We start from the raw sequence: 22,324 nt of genomic DNA, 5'->3' as shown, positions 1-22,324 counted from the left end.
CGCTGTGTACCTTTGGAAGCAAATTACTGTATGGCTTGTCACCCGAGAAGGCTCTGAGCCTAGCGCGATGGGAGAAAATCTGCAGCCAGACCATTCTGAATGACTGCCGAGGGATTGCGCCTACGGCCCGATATGGGGGTCATCGCTGCACTGTGAGCCATTTATCCGGCTATTCCCAAACTTTTTTGGAAGATGGGTGTAGTAGGCTAATAAAGCTCAATTTTGATGCAGTTGCCCTCTCTGGTGTCGGGGTTTCTCTTAAGATCAGATCGAGGCTCGAAGACCCCATCTTTCAAAAACTTTAGATATTAAAGATGACGAATAGCCGTTCTAGCACCTACAGTACTTCTCATCAGCTGCACCCTTTAAGTTTGCTGGCCCAGATGGTGAGCCGCCAGGTGAGCGGCTGTCTGACGCTCTCGGCTAGGGCGGCAGAGTGGCGGCTGCTGTTTAGCCAGGGGCGACTCACTTTTGCCACTAGCTCTGTCGATGGTTTTGATCGCTTAGACCAGCAGCTGCAGCGGGTTGAGTCGTTACCCGAGGCGGTTCGCCAGGAGGCCAGGCGGCTGTTTGAAAAGACCGATGAGGTAGATGCTGTGGTCAGCCGCGACTACCGTGCCCTCTGCTGGCTAGTAGAGCAGCAGCACTTGAGCGGGCAGCAGGCGACTCAGGTGATCGAGGCGATCGCCACCATTGTGATCGAGCCCTTCCTCAGCGTTCGAGAGGGGCGCTACAATCTCATCCCTGCCGCACAAACCGAAGGCATTCCCACGTTCTGTCGCTTAGACCTGCGGCCAATCGTAGAACTGTGTCAGCACAACAGCAGACAGCGGGCTGCCGGTCAGCCGACTACCGCAGCTAGCATAGCGACTTCAAGGCTGCAAGCCGTTAGCAAGCCGAATGCTGCCGAGGTCGGCACTGTCAGCGGCAATGGCCAGCTAGACATGGTCGATCCTCAGCGCCCTAGCTATACAGTCGCCTGTATTGACGACAGCCCGACAGTGCTGAACACCATCCAAAAATTCTTAGAAGACCAGAGTCTCTCAGTTGTCGCTATCAACGATCCGGTCAAAGCGCTGATGCAGATCGTTCGCAGCAAGCCCGACTTGATCTTGCTAGATATCACCATGCCCAATCTCGACGGCTATGATCTGTGCGCCCTGCTCAGGCGGCATCCGCGCTACAAACGTACACCGATTGTGATGGTGACCGGAAACACCGGCCTAATTGACCGCGCTAGGGCAAAATTGGTAAGGGCTTCTGGATACCTGACCAAACCTTTCACCCAAAGTGATCTCTTAAAGACGGTTTTCAAGCATCTGCCCCCGAAAGATTAAACGCTTTTGCGATGGTTTTATCATGACTATGACAAAGATGGCCACTGTGCTGATTGTTGAAGATGCGCTGTCAGAACTCAAGCTGATGAGTCACTACCTGCAAGAGGAGGGCTTTTGCGTGATCGGCGCAGCAACCGGCAGCGAAGGGCTTGACAAGGCGATCGCCCAGCAGCCAGATGTGATCGTCACCGATGTAGTCATGCCGGGCATCAGTGGCTTTGAGCTGTGTCGCAAGCTCAAACGCACACCTGAAACTCAGACGGTTCCTATCGTCATTTGCTCTTCTAAAAAGCAAGATATTGACCGTTTGTGGGGCATGCGCCAAGGAGCCGACGCCTACTTGACTAAGCCCTACACGCGAGATGAACTCATTCAGGTGGTGAAGACAGTACTGGCGTAGCGCTGCACCTGGGGAAATGATGGCGCTGGCATCCTTAACGCTATTTCTGAAGGATGGATAAAGCATGTCAGCCTTAGCTGCTTAGATCTAATAAGTTTTTATCAAGCAGAGCGGATGTAGATGTCTGCGCTTTGGAAGACTTTAGAATGGCGAAACTGAGATGGCTGCTCGGGGGGCATGTCACGCTTAGTCTGAATTCAGTTTTAGCGCTGGATATTTGCCCATAGCTCGCAGGTAGCCATTTTTTGTGAAAACCAATCTTGCTATGCCAGATCGTCAGCTTGCTGGCGAGACCTATCTCAAGTTTCAGCTAGCGCCCCAGGTTCCGGCTGTTTTTGCGGCTAGCGTAGTAGAAGAAGCAACGGTGCTGCCAGCCGCTCAGGTGACGGCCATACCTAATATGCCGCCCTGTATGCTGGGGCTAGTCAACCGCCGCAGCCGAATAATTTGGATTGCGAACCTGGTAAAACTACTGGGAATGCCTGTGCCGGATCGCCCCCGACAAGAGTACAGTCTGGTCACTGTCAAATCGGGTGCTTCGCTGGGGTTGATGGTCGATGAGATTGACGGCATTATTCATCTACCGGTCACTGCATTTAGACCGCTGCCGAGCCAGGCCAACCCAATTTTGCTGCCCTATTTGCGAGGGTGCGCCGTTCAAGCCGACCAGATCTTACTGGTGCTAGATGCTGAAGCGGTGCTACAGTCTTCTGTTTTTCAACGTCAATAATCTACAGGGTGCATCAGCTAGCTTCAGGTCAAGCTACTCAGCTTGAGCTGTTTTATAGTCCTTTAGCTCCGATATGCGCTGTTGGGGTCTGTATGTTTTTACAGCTACCTAAACAGCCTGCCTCGTTTTGCGATGTGTTCTGAAGTGAGTCTGACATGACCCGTAATATTCGCCCGCCCTACCCGGCTAACCCTAGTGATAATGCTATCAATGCGAAAGCAGACAATTTGAAAGCAAATACATCACCGTCTGCAACTGCCGCGAATGATCTCCATCAGGCCCATTATTCAGAAGAAAACCTGGCGCATAGGCAGCTGACTGAAGGGGGCGATCGCTATGCGCCAGAAAAAGTCCAGGTGACACAGGCTAGCCGCTCTCGGCTGTCGCAGTGGTTTTACAATCTGCCGGTTGCCGACAAGCAGCTGACCGGGCTGCTCGCCTCTAAGCTGCTGTCAGCGCTGGGCATTATTGGAATTAGTCTGCTGCTGCTCTCAGCGATGGGCCGCCGCCAGCTGCTCGATCAGGCCGAATCAGAACTATCGGCGACGACTAGTAACTTGAATAGCGACGCAACGAACGGGCCAATTGTCAGCGACGTGCTGCTAGCAGCCACTGAGACCTACGCTGAAACTGACCGCCTATACGCCGATCTCAGACAGCAGACCCAGGCTGATCTTCGATCAAAAATGCTCTCTGACCAGTTAGAGTATGCGACGCTGGTAGGCCCAGATCTCAAGGTGATTGTCAGTGGTAACGGCGATCGCAGCGGCGACTTGTTTGACCCAGACAGTTTGGTTTCTAGCACGCTGCGCCAGGGTCAGATTAAGGCGGCAACCAGCCAGGTGAGCGTTTCTGAGCTACAGCAGTTGGGCATCTCTGCGCCCGAAGGAGCCGAGGCAGCGGTCTTAGTGAGATATCAGGTAACGCCGATTTTTGCGCGGGGCGAGGCCGATCCGTCAGCGGCGCGCGGTGAGGTACTCGGCGCACTGGTCACAGGCAATATTATCGACGGCAGCTCGACCGCCGTTACCAACGCACTCAATCAGTTTGACAGTGGCTATAGCGCTATTTATCAGCAAGCCCCCGGCGGTAGCTTTGACCTAGTGACCATCGGATCTGAGCCGGGCGATGCTGAGCAGCTCACTGCCCTTAGCCCCGATAGACAAGATTTTCTAGCTGAGACAGCCAGTGCTGCCCCGGCGGTGGTGGAGCGGCGATTGGCCGGGAGCAATGGCGATCGCTACACCGTAGCCGCGACTGCCCTGACCAATCGTGAGGGCCAGCCCGTCGGCGTCGTGCTGCGCGGCCTGCCAGAAAGCGCGCTCAACCAGCGGCTACGGAACGCCCTGTGGCTGCAGCTTGGGGTAGCCCTGCTGGCCCTGCTAGCCGATGTCGTGATTGCCCGGCTGCTAGGACGCTCTATTGTCAAACCTGTGAAAAATCTGCAGGCAGCGACTGAGCTGTTTGCGCTTGGCGATCGCACCGCCCGCGCCGACGTTTACTCCCGCGATGAGGTGGGCCGCGTTGCCAGCGCCTTTAACGATCTAGCTGCCGCAGTCTCTCGCACCGAATCTTCGCTACGGTTTCAAACCCAAACCCAAACCGAATCGGCCCGGCGCGCTCAGCTGCTTTCTGAACTGACTAGCAAAGTGCGACAGACGACGGATGCAGCCTTGATTTTGGACATGGCGGTAGAAGGGGTACAAGAAGTGCTCAACGTAGATCGGGCGCTGGTCTATTGGTTTTCGGCAGGCTATGGCGGCGGCGATGTGACTGCCGAATTGGTCAGGCGAGGCTGGATTAGCACTAAGGGCAGGCATTTAGAAGATCCGATGCTGCCCAACTCGGTAGATCGATTTAAAACCGGACAGGTTGCCTACGTAGAAGATCTTGACAAGGCCAACCTGACTGACTGTCACTGCCGCCTGCTAAGAGAGCTAGAGGTGCAGGCCAATATGGTCGCGCCGATTCTGGTGGGCGAAGACTTAGTCGGCTTGCTGTGCGCTCATCAGTGCAGTAGTCCGCGCCAGTGGCAGTCTGAAGAAATCGCGATGATGCAGCAAATTTCTGTGCAGGTAGGCTACGCGCTCGCTCAGTCTAAGCTGCAGCAATCCCAGCAGCAGGCAATCCAGCGAGAGCAGCAGCTGAACCAGCTGACTACGGCTATTCGAGAGACGAGCGATCGCGAAAAAATCTTCCGCATCGTCACCCGGCAGGTGCAGGTCGCCATTGAGTCTAGCCGCGTCGTGGTCTATCTGTTTGATGAGTATTGGAGCGGCACCATCGTCGCCGAGGCGGTCGAGTCGCAGTGGCCCCCCGCCCTCGGCGCAGAGATCACCGACCCCTGCTTTGCTGATAGCTACATCGAGCACTACCGGGCCGGGCGGGTAAAAGCTACTGCCGATATTCTCAATGCTGGCCTGACTGACTGCCACCTGAGCCAGCTAGAGCCCTTCAAAGTCCGGGCAAATCTGGTCACGCCGATCCTGGTCGAAGACCGGCTGCTAGGTCTACTCATCGCCCATGAATGCGCCGGGCCTAGAGACTGGTCAGAGCTAACCATTAGCTTTATACGGCGCGTCGCCACCCAGCTAGGCTATGCCCTGGAGCAGGCCGAGGCCACCCGGCAAAAAGAGCAGGCTCTGGCGCAAACAGAGGCCCTCTCCGAAGAACGACGGCAGCGGCAAGAGCAGCTACAGCTACAGCTCGTCGATCTGCTAGGCAATGTTGAGGCCGTTGCCGACGGCAACCTCACCGTTAGGGCCAACGTCACCGTTGGCGAAATCGGCACCGTAGCTGATTTCTTCAATGCGATTGTCGAAAACCTGCGGCAGATTGTCACTCAGGTCAAACAGTCTGCCGCTCAGGTCAATGCCGCACTGGGGCAGAACGAAAGCGATATTCGCACCCTGGCCGACGAAGCGCTCCAGCAGGCTGACCAAACCACCCTAACGCTAGACTCAGTCGCGGCTATGACCACCTCCATTCAGCAGGTCGCGCAGCAGGCGCAGGAGGCTGCCGCTGTCGCCAAAGCCGCCTCAGAGACAGCCACCGCTGGCGGCGAAGCGATGGATCTCACCGTCAACAACATTCTCGCCCTGCGGCAAACTGTGGGCCAAACGGCCAAAAAGGTCAAACGCTTGGGCGAATCGTCGCAGCAAATTACCAGAGCCGTCTCGCTGATCAACCAGATCTCTCAGCAGACTAACTTGCTGGCCATCAATGCTGGCATTGAAGCGGCTAGGGCCGGAGAAGCGGGCCGGGGATTTGCGGCTGTCGCCGAAGAGGTCAGTGAGTTGGCCTCCCGTTCGGCAACGGCAACCGAGGAGATTGAGCGGATTGTCGAAACGATTCAGCGAGAAACCAGCGATGTGGTCGAGGCCATTGAGCAGAGTACGGCTGAGGTTGTTGAAGGCACCTACCGGGTAGAAGATGCCAAGACCAGCCTGAACCAGATTTTGACGGGGTCTCAAAAAATGGATGAACTGGCTCGCTTGATTTCGGCAGCGACGGGCTCTCAGGTCGAAACCTCAGTGTCAGTTTCTGCGCTGATGGCAGAAATTGCCCAGCTCTCTAAGCGCACCTCTGACTCTTCCCGGCGGGTGTCGGCGGCTCTTAAGCAAACGGTCACCGTGGCCAAAGACCTGCAGTCTCAGGTCTCTACCTTTGTTGTCGAAGCGGGTGAATAGATTATGGCAGATACTGAGCAGGAGATTCGCCTGCAGTTTCTCGATGAAGCTGAGGAGTACTTAGATACGCTGGAGACGACGCTGCTCGGCGTCGCTCAGCGCGGGGTAGACAGCCAGGGCATCAACGCCGCACTGCGGGCCGCTCACTCAATTAAAGGCGGATCGGCGCTGATGGGCTACGACCTCACCAGCAGTCTGGCCCACCGGTTAGAAGACTCGCTCAAGGTACTTAGAGTCAAGCGCGGTGAAGGAGTCAACCCCGAAGTAGAAAGCCAGTTGCTCAGAGGCGTTGATGCCATTCGCCAGATTGTAGAGCGCGATCGCACGGGCACGCTCCCCACTGAAGACTGGCTCAGTACTGCCGTGCTGCCTATTTTTGACAGGCTGTACAACCTGCTGGGTGAACCCACAGCAGAAGATGACGCCCTGATTATGGACGCTGACGAAGGCCAAAACGTCATGCCCCTGATCTTTCAGACAGAAATAGAGGGATCGCTAGCGCATTTAGAACAGTTAATTGACCAGCAGGCCGATCACCTGGGCGAAGCGCTGATCAAAATGTCTCAAGAGCTGAGCGGCTTGGGGAAAATGCTGGACTTGCCTACGTTTGTGCAGCTTTGCCAGTCAATAGAACGAGCTGCTGCCGGCCCCGCTCCGGTGCAGACGGTTGCTCAAAAAACGCTGCAAGCCTGGCGACGCTGCCAGGCGCTGGTACTAACTGGCAATGCAGACGCTATGCCCACTCAGCTAGCGGGAGTCAGCTTTGAACCGGTAGAGAACCCAGTAGAGATGGCCGATCAGCTGCTGGAGACAGCGGATTGGGCTGACTTAGGCGCAGAAGACGATCAGCTAGTCGGTGATGTCTTTGCTGGACTCATTGACGAAGATGACGCCACGGTCAGCGATAGGATCGGCGATGTCTTTGTGGGGGCTGAAGCTGCCGCCGTGAATCCTGACCTGCTTGAGCCCGATGCGGTTGAGACAGGTATCGCTCAGCCAAACGCAGACGCAGACGCGTTTACCACGGGCTTTGCGCAGGTGACTGCTGCGGTAGACCGCTCGCACAACTCAGACGGGCAGGCAGATGCCGCTGACTATCCGCTGGGCAATTTGGCAGGCACCGAATTTCGCTTTTCTGAAACGCCGCAGTCGCAGGCACCTGATCTTGCTGACAACACTGTGCGAGTATCGGTTCGGCAGCTAAATGCGCTCAACGATGACTTTGGCGAACTGACCATTGAGCGCAATCGCCTGGAGTCTGAGGTAGAGCGGCTGCGCAACCTGGTCAAAGATCTGAGCCGCAAGCTGCGATCGCTCAATGCCATCAGCGACGATGTCAAAGACCTGTACGAGCAGCCTCACCCGCCTTTACTTCTAAGCGGCACTAAGATTCTGAGCGGCACTAAGACCGCAGCGCTGCCAGCCTCTAGCTTCCGCAACAATTTCGACACGCTAGAACTCGACCGCTACAGCGACGATCATCTGCCGTTTCGTCAGATAGTAGAGTCGGTAGTCAAGCTACAGGAAACAGCAGATGATATCGAACTCAGCGTAGACCGCACAGAGCAGACGACCCGCACGCTGCACCGCACTGCCCGCCATTTGCAGCGCAATCTCAATCAGCTGCGCATGCGCCCCCTCTCCGATATCACCAACCGCTTTCCCAGAGCCCTGCGCGAACTTGCCGCCGAGCATCATAAGCCAGTTGAGCTACAGCTAGAGGGCGAAAACACCCTGGTTGACCGCAATATTCTAGAGGCCCTCAGCGATCCGCTCATGCACCTTGTTCGCAATGCCTTTGACCACGGCATTGAAACCCCACAGCAAAGGCAGGCACAAGGCAAGCCCAGGCAGGGAACCATCTCTATTCGGGCCTTTAACCGCAGTGGCCGCACCGTGATCACCGTAAGCGACGACGGGGGCGGGATTGCGCTAGAGAAAATTCGCGATCGCGCCCAAACCATAGGCCTAGATGCGGAACTGCTGCGCACCGCCACCGAAGCCGACCTGCTCTCTTTGATCTTTGAGCCAGGCTTTAGCACCTCTAGTCAGGTGACGGCCCTCTCTGGGCGGGGCGTGGGGATGGATGTCGTCCGTAACAATCTCACCGAAATTCGAGGCGATATCAGCGTCGAGACCAAAGCAGGCAAAGGCACTACCTTCACAATTTCAGTGCCCTACACTCTCTCAATTACGCGGGTAATGCTCGCTGAGGGCAATCGGATGCCCGTCGCGCTGCCTACTGACATGATCGAAGCGGTTGTCGTCGTCAACCCGGTCGATATCTACCGCGTTGATGGCCGGGAGATGTTTTCCTATAGAGGCAGCGGCCTGCGCCTGATTCGGCTAGCGAACTGGCTGGCCTTCAACTGCCCCCGGCAGATCGATAGCCTGGAGGAAACCCCCAACTTGAGTACGCCGAGCGTTTTGATCTTTCGCATGGGCGATCAGCGGCTGGGCCTGCAGGTAGATCGCTCCTGGCGCGAGCAGGAGGTCGCCGTCCGCCGGGTAGAAGGCCCCATTGCGCTGCCCGCTGGCTTTAGCAACTGCACTATCTTAGGAGATGGTAAAGTAGTGCCACTGGTCAACCTACCTGACCTGGCCCGGTGGGTATTGAGCTGCGAAGGCACCGATATCAATACTGCCGAAGCGCTGTATTCCAACCCGGTGGTCAATGGTCTCTTCGATCCGTTCGTACTGCAGCCTGCTGCGGGTAGAGCAGCGCACCACCCACCCAGATTTTTAGTGATTGACGATTCGGCCAACGTTCGCAGGCTGCTGGCCTTAACTTTAGAGAAAGCCGGTTATGAGGTGGCACAGGCCCGCGATGGTCAAGATGCTATAGAAAAGCTAGAGACAGGACTGATCATAGATAGCATCGTCTGCGATATAGAAATGCCTAGAATGGATGGCTACAGCTTTCTCTCTAAGCTCAGGGCGCTGCCCCAATACGCGGACGTGCCCGTGACCATGCTCACCTCTCGCAGTGGCGAAAAGCACCGCGCTCTGGCTATGGATTTGGGAGCGACCGCTTATTTTTCTAAGCCCTATCAGGAGCGATCGCTGCTCAAAAGCTTAGCCGCCTCTCTCAAACGCTAAGGCACGCACCTGAGGGCATCTATCTATAAAACATCTATAAAAAACGATGGCAGAGACAATTACGATTACCTTAAAGCTGTTCGCTGTCTATCAGGAGACGCTAGGCGTACCTGAGAAAAAGCTGACTCTACCAGCAGGGACGACGGCAGGAGAGGTGTGCGATCGCCTCTTAACCGACCATCCCACCCTATCGCGCTGGCGCGACCTCACTCGCTTTGGCATCAATCTACAGTTTGTACCTGCCGATACACCTCTGCAATCGGGCGACGAATTGGTGCTAATTCCGCCAGTCAGTGGCGGTTGAGGTTTAGCGACAGGGGTTGCCTACCAGCGTCACCTTCACACCAAACGTATAGGCTACGGTCAACTCATCCGATTCAAACAGTGGCCCATTAATATTCCCAGCCATCCACTCCAGGATGTCTACATCTGCCACATCAGGAATCTCAACGTCGGTATTCGCATTGGGATCGATCTGATTAGTAGGAAAAACGCCTTTATCAACCCACTTGTCAATTGTTTCGTAGCCGGTCTTCTGGGTAATGCCACCATCTACAACTTTTGGGCCCGTCTGCGCCTTCTCGACGATAACAACCACGCTAGCGGGTGGCTCTGGGTAATTTTTGAAGCAGTAGTCCTCCGCTGGAAATGCCAGGGGCAAAGGATGCTTGATAAATTTGAGCGGAGCCGGATCGCCAGTAGCGGTTGGATTAAAGCTGAGCAGCTCGGACAGCACGGCAGCGGCTTCTCCAGTGGTCGTTCCCACATCGCTGTATGGCTGAGGCACCAAATCAGGTTTGGTTGGTTTACCCGTCGATGAATCAGCATTTTCCACATTTTCTACACCGTCTGCCTCCCCTAAGTCTCCTGCCGGTGGCGCGACGGGTAAAGCCGGTGCGGGGGCCGGAACGGATGAGGGGGAAGGACGAGGGGCGGGTTCAGGCGATCGCTCAGGTTCAGGAGGGGCGGCAGCGGGTGGCGACTGAGTCAGTCCAGGCGGAGCGATCGCTGCAGACTCGGCCCCTGTAGACTCGGCCCCTGTAGACTCAGGCAAACTGGGCTTGGGCAAAGCAGAAACCCGAATGGGTTCGAGCAGTTCGGTCTCGGGTGGTTCTTCTCTGACCTCTGGCTTTTTAGGAATGGGAATAAGCAAGGCTAATCCATGCAGCCCCAAAGAGAGCACCAGCAGCGGACTCACCCAGTGAATCAGTTTTTGCCATTGGGGTTTAGCAGGAAGCATGTACGGTGGGCGGCTAGCCTAATGGGTGGTGCTAACTCAGCTATAGTGACAGGCTGTCACGGCGTGAGCAAAATTAGGTGCGATCGCAGGACGCTTATTTGATCGGCAGAGGTGACGGCAGTTCGGACAGTCCGGGTGATCAGGAGATCAGAACCATAGCTGGATGCTTCGAGGCTAGATTTTTCGGGGCTATAGGTTGAGATTGTGATCTAGCGCTCTGAGATCAGCGAGTCACAAGATAATCTGATACGTTTAAACGGGTTATTATCCCCCTGTAGTGGGCTCTCATTTATCGACACGCAAAGAGATCCTGTATGAAAGGGCGCAACGCTTCTAGAAAGAAGCTGTATCAGCAACTTATTCTACTCATTATCGCTGCGCTTGCGGCTACCAGCGTCATTGCTATGCAATCAGCTAATTTACCTGACCGCAGCAATGAAGCCTCTACAGCTGAGCCGCCGACTGAGTCCGCTTTGCTCGATCCTGCCCCCACTCTCTTGAGTGATCCGTTCTTACAACTACCAACAGATTCATCTGTGCAGGTGGTCTGGTTTACCGAATTTGAAGGCACTGATCACACGGTAGAGTACGGCGAGAAGCTGACGGCCAAAGCTACCACCACCCAGCTCAGCCGTACCCGTGAAGACAGCGACTCCCGCGTCCCAGATCGCACCTACTCGGGGCTGACCCGCCGCGAAATTTGGCGTCATCAGGCGACGGTAGCCGGATTGAATCCGGGCGATCGCCTCCCCTATCGAGTCATCAGCCGTGACGCTAGCGGCCAAACAGCTATCAGCGATATTTTCACACTCGCCGCTACGCCCCCCGCCGGTCAACCGCTGCAAATACTGCTCACCTCCGACCACCAGATCAAGCCGCTCACCCCAGCCAATCTGCAAAAGGTAGAAGAAACCGTAGGCCGAGTAGACGCCGTATTTTTTGCAGGTGATCTGGTAGATCACGCGGATCGCGCCTCGGAATGGTTTGACGATGCTAAAGGGATAGGCTTTTTCCCAAGCTTGCAAGGCCGCGCTCAGCAGACGCTGACTCACAGCGACGTGGCCACTACCTATACAGGCGGCGCACTCATCCAGCATGCCCCCCTGTTTCCTGCCATTGGCAACCATGAGGTGATGGGTCGCTATTCTGATACCGAACCGATCAACGCGCAGTTTAACGATCCGCTGCCTCGTCAGATTGCAGCGCAACTGTACCCGGCTGCTGACAAGGCCGATGCTGAGCAGTGGATCAAAGACCACGCTTTCAATACCGATACCTATGAAGAGATCTTCTCTTTGCCAACTACTCAGCTGCCTGACGGGGGAGAAACTCAGGCGTACTACGCGATCTCTTTTGGCGATGTGCGACTGGTGTCCTTGTACGTGACTCAGATCTGGCGATCGCCCGCCCTCACACCCGATACCAAAGGCCGCTACCGCGAAAAGCAAAGCGATCTCAAAGACCCCAAAGCTTGGGGCTACGGCCAACACATCTTTGAAGACATTCGTCAGGGCAGTACCCAATACGAATGGCTGAAGCAGGAGCTAGCCAGCGAAGAGTTTCAATCGGCTAAATACAAAATTGTCATGCTGCACCACCCGCCGCATACCTTAGGGGGGAATATCGTGCCCGCCTTTACCGACCCGGTGCCGGTAGAAAACCGCGCTGCCGATGGCACCCTGCAGGCCGTGCAGTATGAATATCCCAAAGCAGACGACTACATCACTCGCGATCTGGTACCGCTACTAGCCGCCGCTGATGTGCAGCTTGTTTTCTATGGGCATTCCCATTTGTGGAATCGGTTTGTCAGTCCGGGCGGTATGCACTTTTTAGAAAGCTCTAATGTCGGCAACACTTACGGCGCGCATCTAGCTGACAACCCGCGCGATATTCCCACTGAGGCGGCAGTCAAAATCTCAGGCAGCTTGCAAAGCTTTAGCGAAACTTACGTCGCGACGGGTGATCCTAATGGCCTCGCGCCGATCATGCCAACCATTGCCCCGCTCACAGACGACAGCGGCAACGCCCTTCCCTACTTAGCCAGCAACGATATCACCAGCTTTACTATCTTCGAGACTGAGACCGGTACTCTCAGCAGCTACTACTTCGATACTCGCGATCCCAGTTCAGCCGCCGTTAAATTCGATGAGTTTAAGCTCCCTGTCTAGGGGTTTCACCGTGAGAAGCCTGGCAGCGAGCGATCGCCTATGATAAGAAAAGTGCCAGCGGAGCCACAAGCCCGATGATTAACCCTCTTGTCATTGATGATGGAGTCGCACTTCCTGATGCCGACGCGCTAATTACCGAGGATGATACGCCGGTGGATAATTTTGCTTCGGCCAAGCAGCAGCGGTTGTTGGTGAGCAGCCTATACAGCGCTCTGTCGGAGACTGTTTTTCTAGCCGAGGCCAATGTTGGCATTTACCATACAGTGGGTCAGCCAGCGATCGTGCCAGATGTGTTTGTCAGCTTTGATGTGCAGGTGCCAGAAGCCTGGTGGGACAAGCCTAATCGCTGCTATCTGATGTGGAATTTTGGCAAGTCGCCAGAGATTGTCATCGAAATTGTCTCTAATCAGGTCGGTAACAAGCTAGCCCGTAAGCTCAGAACTTATGAACATATGCGGGTCGCCTACTACGCCCTTTACGACCCGGCTCAGCAGTTAGGAGAAAGCCCACTACGTTTATTTGAGCTGCGAGGACTGCACTATGCAGAACTGTCTAGCTTCTGGCTAGAGCAGGTGAATCTTGGCCTGACCCTTTGGGACGGTGAGTTTGAGGGTCGGCAAGAGACCTGGTTACGCTGGTGCGATAGTCAGGGCGAAATTTTGCTGACTGGCGATGAGAGAGCTGAGCAAGAACGGCAGCGGGCTGAGCAAGAACGGCAACGAGCTGAGCAAGAACGGCAGCGAGCTGACCGATTGGCCGAAATTCTAAAAGATCGGGGCATTGATATCGATCATCTGCCGGAGAATTAGGGGAAAGCGCGTCATGAAGCTATTTTTTAAGCCTTTTGTTTGGTTCTTGTCAGCTTTGCTGGTTTTGAGTATCTGGTTGGGGCCTGCTAAAGCCTCTAATTCGCTAGCAGATTCGCGGATTAATCAGCTGGAGTTTCAGATGCGATCGCTCCAAAACCAGGTCAGCCAGCTTCAGTCTCAGCTACCGAGAGCTAGCGGTGGGAGTAGGCCCGCCCCCGTCACGGCATCTCCTGCCTTTGAACCCTCCTTAGACGAACAGTTCGACAACTTGGCGACGCTAGTCATCGAACTGAGCCAGCGGGTCTCCGCGCTAGAGGCCAAAGTTTCAGAAACACCTCTATAAGCTGTTCAAACATTAGACTTAAAAACAGTTAGGCTTAAGCAGCTTTTTCCCCTGGCAGCTGACTTTTAGGCTGGGGCTGGCGCTGGCGCTGCTTAGTGCTGACAGGCTCATTTGGAAACATGCTTTTTACTTGGTAGAGTCTTAGCAACACTTCGGAGCTATCAAGATAGCGTTCGCAGACAAAATCAATTAGGTCGTTGACCGTGCAAGGGTTGCCATTGCCTCTGTTCCAGGTGTGAAACTCCTTATGAACACCCTCTTTCAACGTTATAAGATTGTCTACACTCACAGCTAAATGAGGATAGTGCTTTGACGAAAAAATGTGATGAGCTGCTATGTTAAACTGGTCGTGTCTAGTAGGCTTTTCCCGAGTGATCTGACAGGTCTCTTTATCGCGCTTTTTCGCTTCTCCCATCGCCTTCTGAATTCGCTGTTGGCGGCTATCAGCCTCTGCGGTAATTGCCTTGAGAGTTTTTCTGCCAACAATATCCACTGCCTCACACCAAGCGCGCCGATCCTTGCTAGTCAGCTGGTTAGAAAGATTCTGGCTGAGTCGATAGAACCCACTTAGAGAATAGCAGCGGGCTCCATCAATTTCATCAAAATCAACGAATATTTTAAGAGGCCGCTCTGAATGCTTTAAATCTTCAAAAGACTTATTAAGACGGGCATAGCTCGTACTTAAAATGGCGACGGTGTCTTTCTTAGATAAAAAATATCTACCGTTACGGCAGGTCAAAGAAGAACTATTCTCGTAGATCTTTTTGCGTACAAAAGCATTGCGAATTTTCTCTCGATGGTGAGTGACAAATTCAACGATTCTGTCCCAAAGAGATTTGTTTTCATGAGAGTCTAGGTATTTGGCGATCGCGAAAGCCCCCAGATCCGAAAAGATTCGATTTTTCCACTTCTGGCTAGTGTACATAAAATGGTCACCTTCAGTTAGCTCCCATTCGTCATTAGGATCGGAACTGAAAAAATCAATAATTTCATCGAGCCGCTGCGGGGTTATTTCAAGAGCTGCGGCGAGTTCTGCTTCCTTGATGGTAAATTTTGAGGTTTTTCTAGGCACGTCAAGCTCCGGCGCTAATGCTTTGGTACATGGTGTTGATACGGTCAAAAATACGGGCGTTGCCTGTTTCAGGATTGTCGGGATGATACTGCTTGCTGAGTTGGCGATAAGCTAATTTGATATCTTTGTCACTAGCCGCCTGTGGCTCTAGACCAAAGACTTTCCAGGGCCGAAAATATTTGAAAATATCGATTCCGTTGATGCAGTCATTGCCTATCTCTGCATCTTCCCCAGGAAGTACGCCTACGAACTCTCGATAGAGCGTCTCCCAAGAACTCTTAAGACGAAGGTTAAGCTTGTCCATACCATCGGTCGCCATTTTGAACGATCCAGACTTCCGTAGAGCCGCCGTGTCTTTAGCTGAAAAGTGTTTGAGCACCGCAGTTTTTAGTTGGTTCATGGAGAGAGGTTTTACCTTTTCTCCGCCATCCTTGAGAACAAAAAGGGCAAATTCTTCCAGCAATTGAACATCTATTCCTTTCGCTTGCGAAAGCTGCTGAATTCTCTTTTCAATGCCTGGACTGATTAAGAATTTGACCACGATAATCGCTCCCTGTTTGCATATAGAAATAACGTACTGCCAAAAATATAGCCCACCCAAAACTGTGCTTTGTTACTTAACCAAACGTTCTGGAAGTAAGCTATAGAATGAACGGATTTAGTACCAGTTCAAGGCTGCCTGTAAACGCCGCTATATATCAAAAGCTAACGTTCTAAACACGTCGCCCGTGCTCTCTATTAATAAGGCTCGTTCCACGATTGTCTAGCTAACCGTTAACACAAGTTTACCGTTAACACAAGTTTAAGGTCATTTTTATTTTACCCATAGCTATCTGAAAGTGCGTACATTCAATTCCTCATCTTTAATCAGGCTTCCTGAAAGGCTCTTTCCGATAAAGATTGAATAAATTTGATAGATGAGTTCCTCTCCATACGAAAACTATCCTGAGGCATTAGACCCAACGGATCTCACGCATCAGGATATTCATAATTTGTACAGAGAACTTGCTTTGATACTGAGCTAGTCGATATACTGCACTACCTCTTCAGTTTCGTAGCGTACCTTGGCAAGGTCAGCATATTTATCATCTTCGGCGCGATAGCCAGCCGCGCAGAGCACAGTGGCCGCATAGCCTTGCTTAGGCAGTTCTAGTATCTTGTCAAATTCGGCAGGCACAAATCCTTCCATTGGGCAGGTATCGATGCCTAGCATGGCGGCGCTGTAAAGGAAAAAGCCCAGAGCTAAGTAAACCTGCTTCGCTGACCAGGCATCCGGCTGAAGCGGATAAGGCGGCTCTTTCAAATAGCCTTCAATCATGTTAGCAAGCCCTTCTAGATTGTCTTTTGGCATCTGTCGAACTTCCGCAATACGGTCGATGTAGGGCGGGACATCGCTGGCATCGATATCGGTTTTAATGGCCAGAACTACGAGATGAGAGGCTTCAGTGACCTGAGATTGATCCCAAGCGTGCTGGCGTAGCTGTTGACGCAGATTAGGATTGCGAACGACGAAAAACTTCCAGGGCTGCAAACCAAACGAAGAGGGGGCCAGCACCAGGCTTTGCTCTAGCGTGCGCCAAACGTCATCTGGAATTTTACGATCTGGATCAAACTTTTTGGTGGCATAGCGCCAGTTTAGCTGCTGAAGGATTCGAACAGGAGCCAGAGTAGGGGAGGCCATAGAGATGTCATTAAGTGTGAAATCGTCCCGATTATGGCAGGTTTAGCTAATTTGAGCGTCTCTCTGAACGTGCCCTTTTCCTGTGCAGTTTCCGGCAGTCTGCTACTGTCTGGACTGTACAGATGTAGCAATAGGCGCAGCAGCCTTCGTGCTTTTGGCCGTCTTCAAAAAGAGCTTGAAGTAAATTGCCTGAGACAGCTCTTTAACTGGAAAGAGAAGATAGGTAAGCGGGTTGATAGTCACAATGATGTTGCGAATATCACGTTTGGCTAAAAAGAGAATGCTTTTGGCGATCGCTCCTGCACTCATCACCCCCACCGGATTGAGATTACTCTTAAATGGCCCTAGCACTAGCTTGCGAATCACGCAGGGCGCATCGCTGCGGCGCAGATTGATCAGGTCGCCCAGCAGCCGTTTAGAGATTTCATAAAGCGGGCTAAAAGCCGGATTCACTTCCGCCTCAGAGGTATTCACCCATACTTCTTTAGTCGCGCGGCCCGTGCGATTATTGACTGTCTCTAAGAAGACTTCCATCAGTCGCCAGGCCGACAGCGCGTTGACTTCTAGAGACTGTTCAATCGCCTGAGGAGACTTCTCTCCCATCACGTTAATACCGTGATTGATCAGCAAGATGTCAGTTTTTTGCAAGACATCGCGCAGTTCTGTTTCTTGCCCGGCGCACCAGTCGACGATTTTACTGGCACCCGGAATATCGGCATTGGCTGAAGTGCTCAGGGCAATTGGTTTTGCGCCCTGTTTGGCCAGCTCTTTGATCAGCGCCCGGCCCAAAGTGCCTGATGCCCCGGTGACCGCGACGGTTTTGCCCTGGAGAGAGAGCGCTGTGCCCAGAAGCTTATCGCTGATAGTCAGAAAGCCTGCATAGTAGGCGTTGGTATTGTCGAAGTGGTGCCGCCAGTGGTAGGTGCGGTTGACTTTCCATAGGCCGGGGATACCCGTGAGTGGGCCGGGTTCGTGGGTTAGGTCGGTAGCGGTGAGCAAACCGCGCGATCGCAAAATAGCCGCCACTAAAAAACCCGCTGCGTAGATGACGCCCAGCCACAGCCCCGGCGTCTGCGTAATGATCGCTGCTGCGCCCATCACCACCATCATAAAGAGAGACTCGGGCGCGTCGTTGTAGAGCTGAGCCTTGCGATAGACCTCAGTACTGATCGGCGAAAAATCTTTTTTGTAGGCCCGGTGATGCCAGCCGTGCAGCTGCTGTAGCGGTGCCCACCGATGGCTGAGCACATGGTAAAAATCGCGCACCATTTCGACTAAGACGATAGCGGCGATCGCCCAAACGACCTGATCTAGATATTGCCAAAGCCAGGAGAGCGAGTCTGCTGCGGAGGGAACCGTCATAGAGAATAGCCTTTTGCTCATCAATCTTAAGAAACAATGGTAACGCCCACCCGCTCAAAAGTTTGCGGCGGGTCGTTCACCTGGCTGTCATAGCCTGTCTATACGGCAGGCAAAAATCCAGGTATTCTTTTTAGCAAGCGATACTCAGCTATCTATACGCTGAGGGGGACGGCACAAATCATGGTAGTAGCACTGCACGAACAAGAAAGAAATAATCTCGCTCGGGCCATTAGCTACAGTGAGGTAGCGGCGATTCCTCAGGTATGGCCCATCGTCGCTGCCAGGTATGGCGATTGCCTCGCCCTGCACGACCCCCACACCCATCCCGAGACTAAATATACCTATCGCGAACTAGCAGCAGCGATCGCTCAGTTTGCCGCTGGCTTACAGTCGCTAGGACTGCAGCCCGGCGAGACCGTGGCCCTCTTCTCTGAAAACCGCCCCCGCTGGCTGGTAGCCGACCAGGGGATCATGACCGCTGGCGCAGTTGACGCGGTGCGCGGTGCTAACGCAGATGCCCGCGAGCTGCTGTTTATTTTAGATAACAGCGACAGCATTGGTCTGGTCATACAAGATATCACGACGCTAAATAAACTAGCGGCTGATCTGAGCGGGGCCAATCTGCGCTTTATTGTGCTGCTGACTGACGAAGCCGCTGAACTAGAGACCGATCTGGGCAATGTACGGCTGCTAAATTTTACTGAGCTGATGGCGCTGGGCCGTGACTTTGAGGGTAAGTTTACACCTGCGCCGCTGTCGCGCGATCGCACGGCCACCCTAATCTACACCTCCGGCACCTCCGGGATGCCCAAAGGCGTCATGCTCAGCCAGGCCAATCTGCTCTCTCAAATCGCCGGGCCTTGCAGCGTCGTCAATGTTGGCCCCGGACAGAAGGTGATGAGCATTTTACCGATATGGCACTCCTACGAGCGCTCGTTTGAATATTTCATTCTCTCGCAGGGCTGCACTCAGATTTACACCAATATTCGCTACGTCAAGCAAGACCTCAAAAACCATAGCCCGCAGTACATGGTCGCGGTGCCTCGCCTGTGGGAATCGATCTACGAAGGCGTCCAAAAGCAGTTTCGAGAGCAGCCTGAAAGCAAGCAAAAGCTGGTGCAGTTTTTCCTCGGTCAGAGCCAGAACTATATTACGGCCAGACGCACACTGGCCGGGCTGAACCTGGCGAATCTGACCAGTTCACCGGGGCAAAAGCTGATAGCGGCGCTGAAGATGATCTATCTGTGGCCGCTGCATCAGCTAGGCGATCGCCTGGTCTACAAAAAGGTGCGCGCTGCGATGGGCGGGCAGGTCACTCACCTGGTCAGCGGCGGCGGTTCGATTGCCGACTACCTCGAAGACTTTTACGAAATCGCGGGCATCTCAATTTTAGGCGGCTACGGCCTGACCGAGACTTCGCCCATTATCCACGTCCGTCGGCCCTGGCGAAACTTGAGAGGAGCCGACGGTCAAGCCGTGCCGGGCGTTGAGACCGCCATTGTTGACCTCAAGACCCGTCAGCCTGTGCCTGCCGGAGAGCCAGGTCTGGTTTTGATTCGTGGGCCTCAGGTCATGCAGGGCTATTACAATAACCCCGAAGCAACCGCCAAAGCCATCGACGCCGAAGGCTGGTTTGATACGGGCGACCTGGGCCAGATGACTGCCTGGGGCGACTTGATCATCACAGGCCGGGCCAAAGACACCATTGTGCTGACCAACGGCGAAAACATCGAGCCTACCCCGATTGAAAACGCCTGTTTGCGCAGCCCTTACATCGATCAAATCATGCTGGTCGGGCAAGACCAAAGAACGCTGGGCGCACTGATTGTGCCCAGCGCCGAAGCCTTGGAGAAATGGGCCGTCAGTCGGGGCATGGTATCCTCTGCTGAGCAGGCGACCGGTTTGGATGCGATCGCGCTGCACAGTCAGCCTGTACAAGATCTCTTTCGCCAAGAGCTAAAGCGAGAAGTCGCCAATCGTCCGGGCTATCGTCCGGATGATCGCATCGGCACTTTTGCACTCTTAAAGGAGCCCTTTACAGTAGAAAATGGGCTGCTGACGCAGACGCTGAAGGTAAAACGGGCTCAGGTGAGCGATCGCTACCGCGAAACCATTGATACCCTGTTCAAGTAAGCTTCAAAAGTCACCGCTGGACTCAGGCTCAGCCAGTCATTCGATGAAACCCTCCCGTCAAACGTTGGTCGGATGGGACAAGATTTGGTTGAATGAAGTTTAAGTTGTCTATTTTACTCTTGCCATGGATTCCCAGTCTCAGCTCATGCTTAAGCGGGTCGTCAATATCAAAGCGGTCGTCACCCCGCTATGGAAAGAAGAAGCGCAAAAGCAGCTACAAAACCAGCTCAACCAGATTGACGGTCGCCTGCAGCAGCTCGAAATGCAGAGCCAGCGCGTGCTCACTGAGATGCAAAAACCAGGCGCTAACCCGGCTGATACCGCTGTCACGCAGCAAATCAGCAGCGTGCAGGCCAAGCTCAACCAGGATAAAAGTCAGCAGCTCCAGCAGAAAAATCAGCTGCTCCAGCAGCTCCAGCAGGTGCAAACCCTGGAGCTAGATAAAGAAGTCAATCAGGGGCAAATCGATAGCTTTTTTCATGTGGCCGTAGGCGATCACATGATCAAAAAAATGCAGGTAGAAATATTGCTGCGTGACGGCATCGTTGAAGATATTCGCGGTGAACTGTAGCCAATGAACTGCTAACTGATTCCCACGACGGGATACAATTTAGGCGCTAGCGATCGCTCGTGATCCCGACCGCCGCCGACCAGCCCTATTCTCTATACATTTCCCATCTATGATCCGCGAAGTTTTCATGCCTGCGCTCAGCTCCACCATGACTGAGGGAAAGATTGTCTCTTGGGCCAAGTCTGCGGGTGACAAGGTAGAAAAGGGTGAAACCGTCGTTGTCGTCGAGTCTGACAAAGCCGACATGGATGTGGAATCTTTTTATGAGGGCTACCTGGCGACTATCGTCACCGAAGCCGGAGAAATGGCTCAGGTCAATGATGTCATCGCTCTCTTAGCCGAAACCGAAGAAGAGATCGAAGCGGCCAAGCAGCAGGCAGCCAACCTATCGAGCGCGGCCCAAAAGACAGCCCCAAGTACAGCCCAAGCCGCAGAACCTGAGCCCGCAGCGGCGCTAACTTCAGAAGCCGTCGCAACGGCTGTGCAAACCAGCGCCCCAGCCCCGACCCAAAATGGCGCAGTTAGCCCCCCAGCGAATCGTCCTTCGGGTCGCGTCATCGTCTCTCCCCGCGCTCGCAAGCTAGCTCAGCAGCTCAAGGTAGACCTGGAAGGATTACAAGGCTCTGGCCCTCACGGCCGGGTAGTTGCTCAAGATGTAGAGCAAGCGGCAGGGAAAACGCCTACGCCTGCTCCAGCTCAGCCAGCACCCCCAGCGGCTCCACCAGTCATACCTGCTGTCTCTAAAGAATCTGCGCCCGCAGCCTCTCCAGCAACGCCCCCTGCTTCTCCCGGTGAGCTGGTTGCCTTCAATACGCTTCAGCAGGCCGTCGTGCGCAACATGGATGCTAGCCTGTCGGTGCCGGTATTTCGGGTGGGCTACACCATCACGACCAATGAATTAGACAAGCTGTACAAACAGATCAAGCCTAAGGGCGTGACAATGACCGCGCTGCTGGCTAAGGCCGTAGCCGTCACCCTGCAAAAGCACCCGGTAGTTAACGCTAGCTTTTCCCCAACCGGCATTCAGTACAGTAACAGCATCAATATCGCCGTTGCAGTCGCCATGCCAGACGGCGGTTTGATCACGCCAGTGTTGCGCGGGGCTGATCAGATGGATATCTATTCGCTGTCGCGAATGTGGAAGGATTTGGTCGCGCGATCGCGCTCTAAGCAGCTTGCCCCTGAAGAATACAACAGCGGCACCTTCACCCTGTCTAACTTAGGCATGTTTGGAGTGGATAGTTTTGATGCCATTCTGCCGCCAGGCCAGGGGTCCATTTTGGCAATCGGCGGCGCACGGCCTCAGGTCGTGGCTATGCCTGGCGGACTGATGGGCGTGCGCAATCAGATGCGAGTCAATATGACCAGCGACCACCGGATTATCTACGGCGCAGATGGCGCTGCCTTCTTAAAAGATCTGTGCGATCTGATTGAGAATAACGCGCAGTCACTGACGCTGTAATCTGCGATGCGAGCAACCATGTCTAGCTGTGTAAGCATTAGACAATCTAGCGCGCTGTTGTTCATCCAATTCCGTGACTTCTCTTGACCCGGCCAGTCAGCGCGGTTTCACTGGGTGGACAGTGCGTCCTGCGATTTGGCTATGGCTCTTATTTGCGGCGGCTCTGCTGATCCGTTTTACCTATAGCTTTGGCCACTTAGCTCACTATATTAGTGATCGCTAGAACCG

At 54.0% G+C, this 22,324-nt stretch carries 17 protein-coding genes; 12 read left to right on the top strand and 5 right to left on the bottom strand.

Annotated elements, in window-relative coordinates:
* The first annotated feature begins 314 nt into the window (after positions 1-314).
* The 6 genes from CKL79_RS05885 (at position 315) to CKL79_RS05860 (ending at position 9,559) form a co-directional block, all read left to right on the top strand.
* Positions 315-1,337, top strand: a complete 1,023-nt coding sequence (locus CKL79_RS05885; RefSeq protein WP_121968652.1) for a response regulator — start codon at positions 315-317, stop codon at positions 1,335-1,337.
* A 22-nt stretch (positions 1,338-1,359) separates the two neighbouring features.
* Positions 1,360-1,737 carry a response regulator gene (locus tag CKL79_RS05880; RefSeq protein WP_121968651.1) on the top strand — a complete coding sequence of 126 codons (378 nt, stop codon included), beginning with the start codon at positions 1,360-1,362 and terminating at the stop codon, positions 1,735-1,737.
* A gap of 265 nt (positions 1,738-2,002) precedes the next feature.
* Positions 2,003-2,467 carry a chemotaxis protein CheW gene (locus CKL79_RS05875; RefSeq protein ID WP_141242160.1) on the top strand — a complete coding sequence of 155 codons (465 nt, stop codon included), beginning with the start codon at positions 2,003-2,005 and terminating at the stop codon, positions 2,465-2,467.
* Between the two features lie 155 nt (positions 2,468-2,622).
* Positions 2,623-6,156: a methyl-accepting chemotaxis protein gene (locus CKL79_RS05870; RefSeq protein ID WP_121968649.1), complete on the top strand. Its 3,534-nt coding sequence runs from the start codon at positions 2,623-2,625 to the stop codon at positions 6,154-6,156.
* A gap of 3 nt (positions 6,157-6,159) precedes the next feature.
* On the top strand, positions 6,160-9,255 hold the full coding sequence (locus CKL79_RS05865; protein WP_121968648.1) for a response regulator: 3,096 nt from the start codon (positions 6,160-6,162) through the stop codon (positions 9,253-9,255).
* Positions 9,256-9,301: 46 nt separating this feature from the next.
* Positions 9,302-9,559, top strand: a complete 258-nt coding sequence (locus CKL79_RS05860; protein ID WP_121968647.1) for a MoaD/ThiS family protein — start codon at positions 9,302-9,304, stop codon at positions 9,557-9,559.
* Between the two features lie 3 nt (positions 9,560-9,562).
* Here the strand turns inward: CKL79_RS05860 and CKL79_RS05855 are convergent, their stop codons facing one another.
* Positions 9,563-10,495 (bottom strand): hypothetical protein, encoded by a 933-nt coding sequence (locus CKL79_RS05855; RefSeq protein WP_121968646.1) that lies wholly within the window; start codon positions 10,493-10,495, stop codon positions 9,563-9,565.
* 404 nt (positions 10,496-10,899) lie between these two features.
* Between CKL79_RS05855 and CKL79_RS05850 the strand changes: the two genes are divergently transcribed.
* The 3 genes from CKL79_RS05850 to CKL79_RS05840 all read left to right on the top strand — a co-directional run bounded on the left by CKL79_RS05850 (position 10,900) and on the right by CKL79_RS05840 (position 13,815).
* On the top strand, positions 10,900-12,663 hold the full coding sequence (locus tag CKL79_RS05850) for a fibronectin type III domain-containing protein (protein WP_121968668.1): 1,764 nt from the start codon (positions 10,900-10,902) through the stop codon (positions 12,661-12,663).
* 74 nt (positions 12,664-12,737) lie between these two features.
* Positions 12,738-13,472 carry a Uma2 family endonuclease gene (locus tag CKL79_RS05845; protein ID WP_121968645.1) on the top strand — a complete coding sequence of 245 codons (735 nt, stop codon included), beginning with the start codon at positions 12,738-12,740 and terminating at the stop codon, positions 13,470-13,472.
* A gap of 13 nt (positions 13,473-13,485) precedes the next feature.
* Positions 13,486-13,815 (top strand): hypothetical protein, encoded by a 330-nt coding sequence (locus CKL79_RS05840; RefSeq protein ID WP_121968644.1) that lies wholly within the window; start codon positions 13,486-13,488, stop codon positions 13,813-13,815.
* A 34-nt stretch (positions 13,816-13,849) separates the two neighbouring features.
* Here CKL79_RS05840 and CKL79_RS05835 read toward each other — a convergent pair whose 3' ends face one another.
* From CKL79_RS05835 to CKL79_RS05820, 4 genes are all read right to left on the bottom strand, one after another.
* The gene (locus CKL79_RS05835; protein WP_141242159.1) at positions 13,850-14,935 is read right to left on the bottom strand and encodes a hypothetical protein; all 1,086 of its coding nucleotides are present in this window, start codon (positions 14,933-14,935) and stop codon (positions 13,850-13,852) included.
* The gene (locus CKL79_RS05830; protein WP_121968667.1) at positions 14,889-15,428 is read right to left on the bottom strand and encodes a J domain-containing protein; all 540 of its coding nucleotides are present in this window, start codon (positions 15,426-15,428) and stop codon (positions 14,889-14,891) included. The genes CKL79_RS05835 and CKL79_RS05830 overlap by 47 nt, the downstream gene beginning before the upstream one ends.
* Before the next feature lie 480 nt (positions 15,429-15,908).
* Positions 15,909-16,568: an NAD(P)H-dependent oxidoreductase gene (locus CKL79_RS05825; protein ID WP_121968642.1), complete on the bottom strand. Its 660-nt coding sequence runs from the start codon at positions 16,566-16,568 to the stop codon at positions 15,909-15,911.
* A gap of 102 nt (positions 16,569-16,670) precedes the next feature.
* Complete coding sequence (locus CKL79_RS05820) at positions 16,671-17,930, bottom strand: bifunctional sterol desaturase/short chain dehydrogenase (protein WP_121968641.1); 1,260 nt, start codon at positions 17,928-17,930, stop codon at positions 16,671-16,673.
* A 180-nt stretch (positions 17,931-18,110) separates the two neighbouring features.
* Here CKL79_RS05820 and CKL79_RS05815 point away from each other — a divergent pair, with 180 nt between their 5' ends.
* From CKL79_RS05815 to CKL79_RS05805, 3 genes are all read left to right on the top strand, one after another.
* Positions 18,111-20,063: an AMP-binding protein gene (locus CKL79_RS05815; RefSeq protein ID WP_121968640.1), complete on the top strand. Its 1,953-nt coding sequence runs from the start codon at positions 18,111-18,113 to the stop codon at positions 20,061-20,063.
* A 124-nt stretch (positions 20,064-20,187) separates the two neighbouring features.
* The gene (locus tag CKL79_RS05810) at positions 20,188-20,634 is read left to right on the top strand and encodes a YlqD family protein (protein ID WP_121968639.1); all 447 of its coding nucleotides are present in this window, start codon (positions 20,188-20,190) and stop codon (positions 20,632-20,634) included.
* Between the two features lie 109 nt (positions 20,635-20,743).
* Complete coding sequence (locus CKL79_RS05805; protein ID WP_121968638.1) at positions 20,744-22,096, top strand: dihydrolipoamide acetyltransferase family protein; 1,353 nt, start codon at positions 20,744-20,746, stop codon at positions 22,094-22,096.
* Positions 22,097-22,324: the final 228 nt, after the last annotated feature.

The sequence above is a fragment of the Leptolyngbya sp. BC1307 genome, from assembly GCF_002286735.1.
In the GTDB taxonomy this organism is placed as follows: domain Bacteria; phylum Cyanobacteriota; class Cyanobacteriia; order Phormidesmidales; family Phormidesmidaceae; genus Phormidesmis.
The sequence above is the reverse complement of the archived record's forward strand: the minus strand, read 5'-3'. Positions and strand labels throughout refer to the sequence as shown.

Excerpts from the sequence above, each read along its gene's own strand:
- CKL79_RS05860 (WP_121968647.1), top strand. The coding sequence starts at position 9,302 with ATGGCAGAGACAATTACGATTACCTTAAAGCTGTTCGCTGTCTATCAG.
- CKL79_RS05825 (WP_121968642.1), bottom strand. The coding sequence starts at position 16,568 with ATGGCCTCCCCTACTCTGGCTCCTGTTCGAATCCTTCAGCAGCTAAAC.
- CKL79_RS05880 (WP_121968651.1), top strand. The coding sequence starts at position 1,360 with ATGACTATGACAAAGATGGCCACTGTGCTGATTGTTGAAGATGCGCTG.
- CKL79_RS05815 (WP_121968640.1), top strand. The coding sequence starts at position 18,111 with ATGGTAGTAGCACTGCACGAACAAGAAAGAAATAATCTCGCTCGGGCC.
- CKL79_RS05840 (WP_121968644.1), top strand. The coding sequence starts at position 13,486 with ATGAAGCTATTTTTTAAGCCTTTTGTTTGGTTCTTGTCAGCTTTGCTG.
- CKL79_RS05885 (WP_121968652.1), top strand. The coding sequence starts at position 315 with ATGACGAATAGCCGTTCTAGCACCTACAGTACTTCTCATCAGCTGCAC.
- CKL79_RS05810 (WP_121968639.1), top strand. The coding sequence starts at position 20,188 with ATGGATTCCCAGTCTCAGCTCATGCTTAAGCGGGTCGTCAATATCAAA.
- CKL79_RS05845 (WP_121968645.1), top strand. The coding sequence starts at position 12,738 with ATGATTAACCCTCTTGTCATTGATGATGGAGTCGCACTTCCTGATGCC.
- CKL79_RS05875 (WP_141242160.1), top strand. The coding sequence starts at position 2,003 with ATGCCAGATCGTCAGCTTGCTGGCGAGACCTATCTCAAGTTTCAGCTA.
- CKL79_RS05850 (WP_121968668.1), top strand. The coding sequence starts at position 10,900 with ATGCAATCAGCTAATTTACCTGACCGCAGCAATGAAGCCTCTACAGCT.
- CKL79_RS05865 (WP_121968648.1), top strand. The coding sequence starts at position 6,160 with ATGGCAGATACTGAGCAGGAGATTCGCCTGCAGTTTCTCGATGAAGCT.
- CKL79_RS05870 (WP_121968649.1), top strand. The coding sequence starts at position 2,623 with ATGACCCGTAATATTCGCCCGCCCTACCCGGCTAACCCTAGTGATAAT.
- CKL79_RS05820 (WP_121968641.1), bottom strand. The coding sequence starts at position 17,930 with ATGACGGTTCCCTCCGCAGCAGACTCGCTCTCCTGGCTTTGGCAATAT.
- CKL79_RS05805 (WP_121968638.1), top strand. The coding sequence starts at position 20,744 with ATGATCCGCGAAGTTTTCATGCCTGCGCTCAGCTCCACCATGACTGAG.
- CKL79_RS05855 (WP_121968646.1), bottom strand. The coding sequence starts at position 10,495 with ATGCTTCCTGCTAAACCCCAATGGCAAAAACTGATTCACTGGGTGAGT.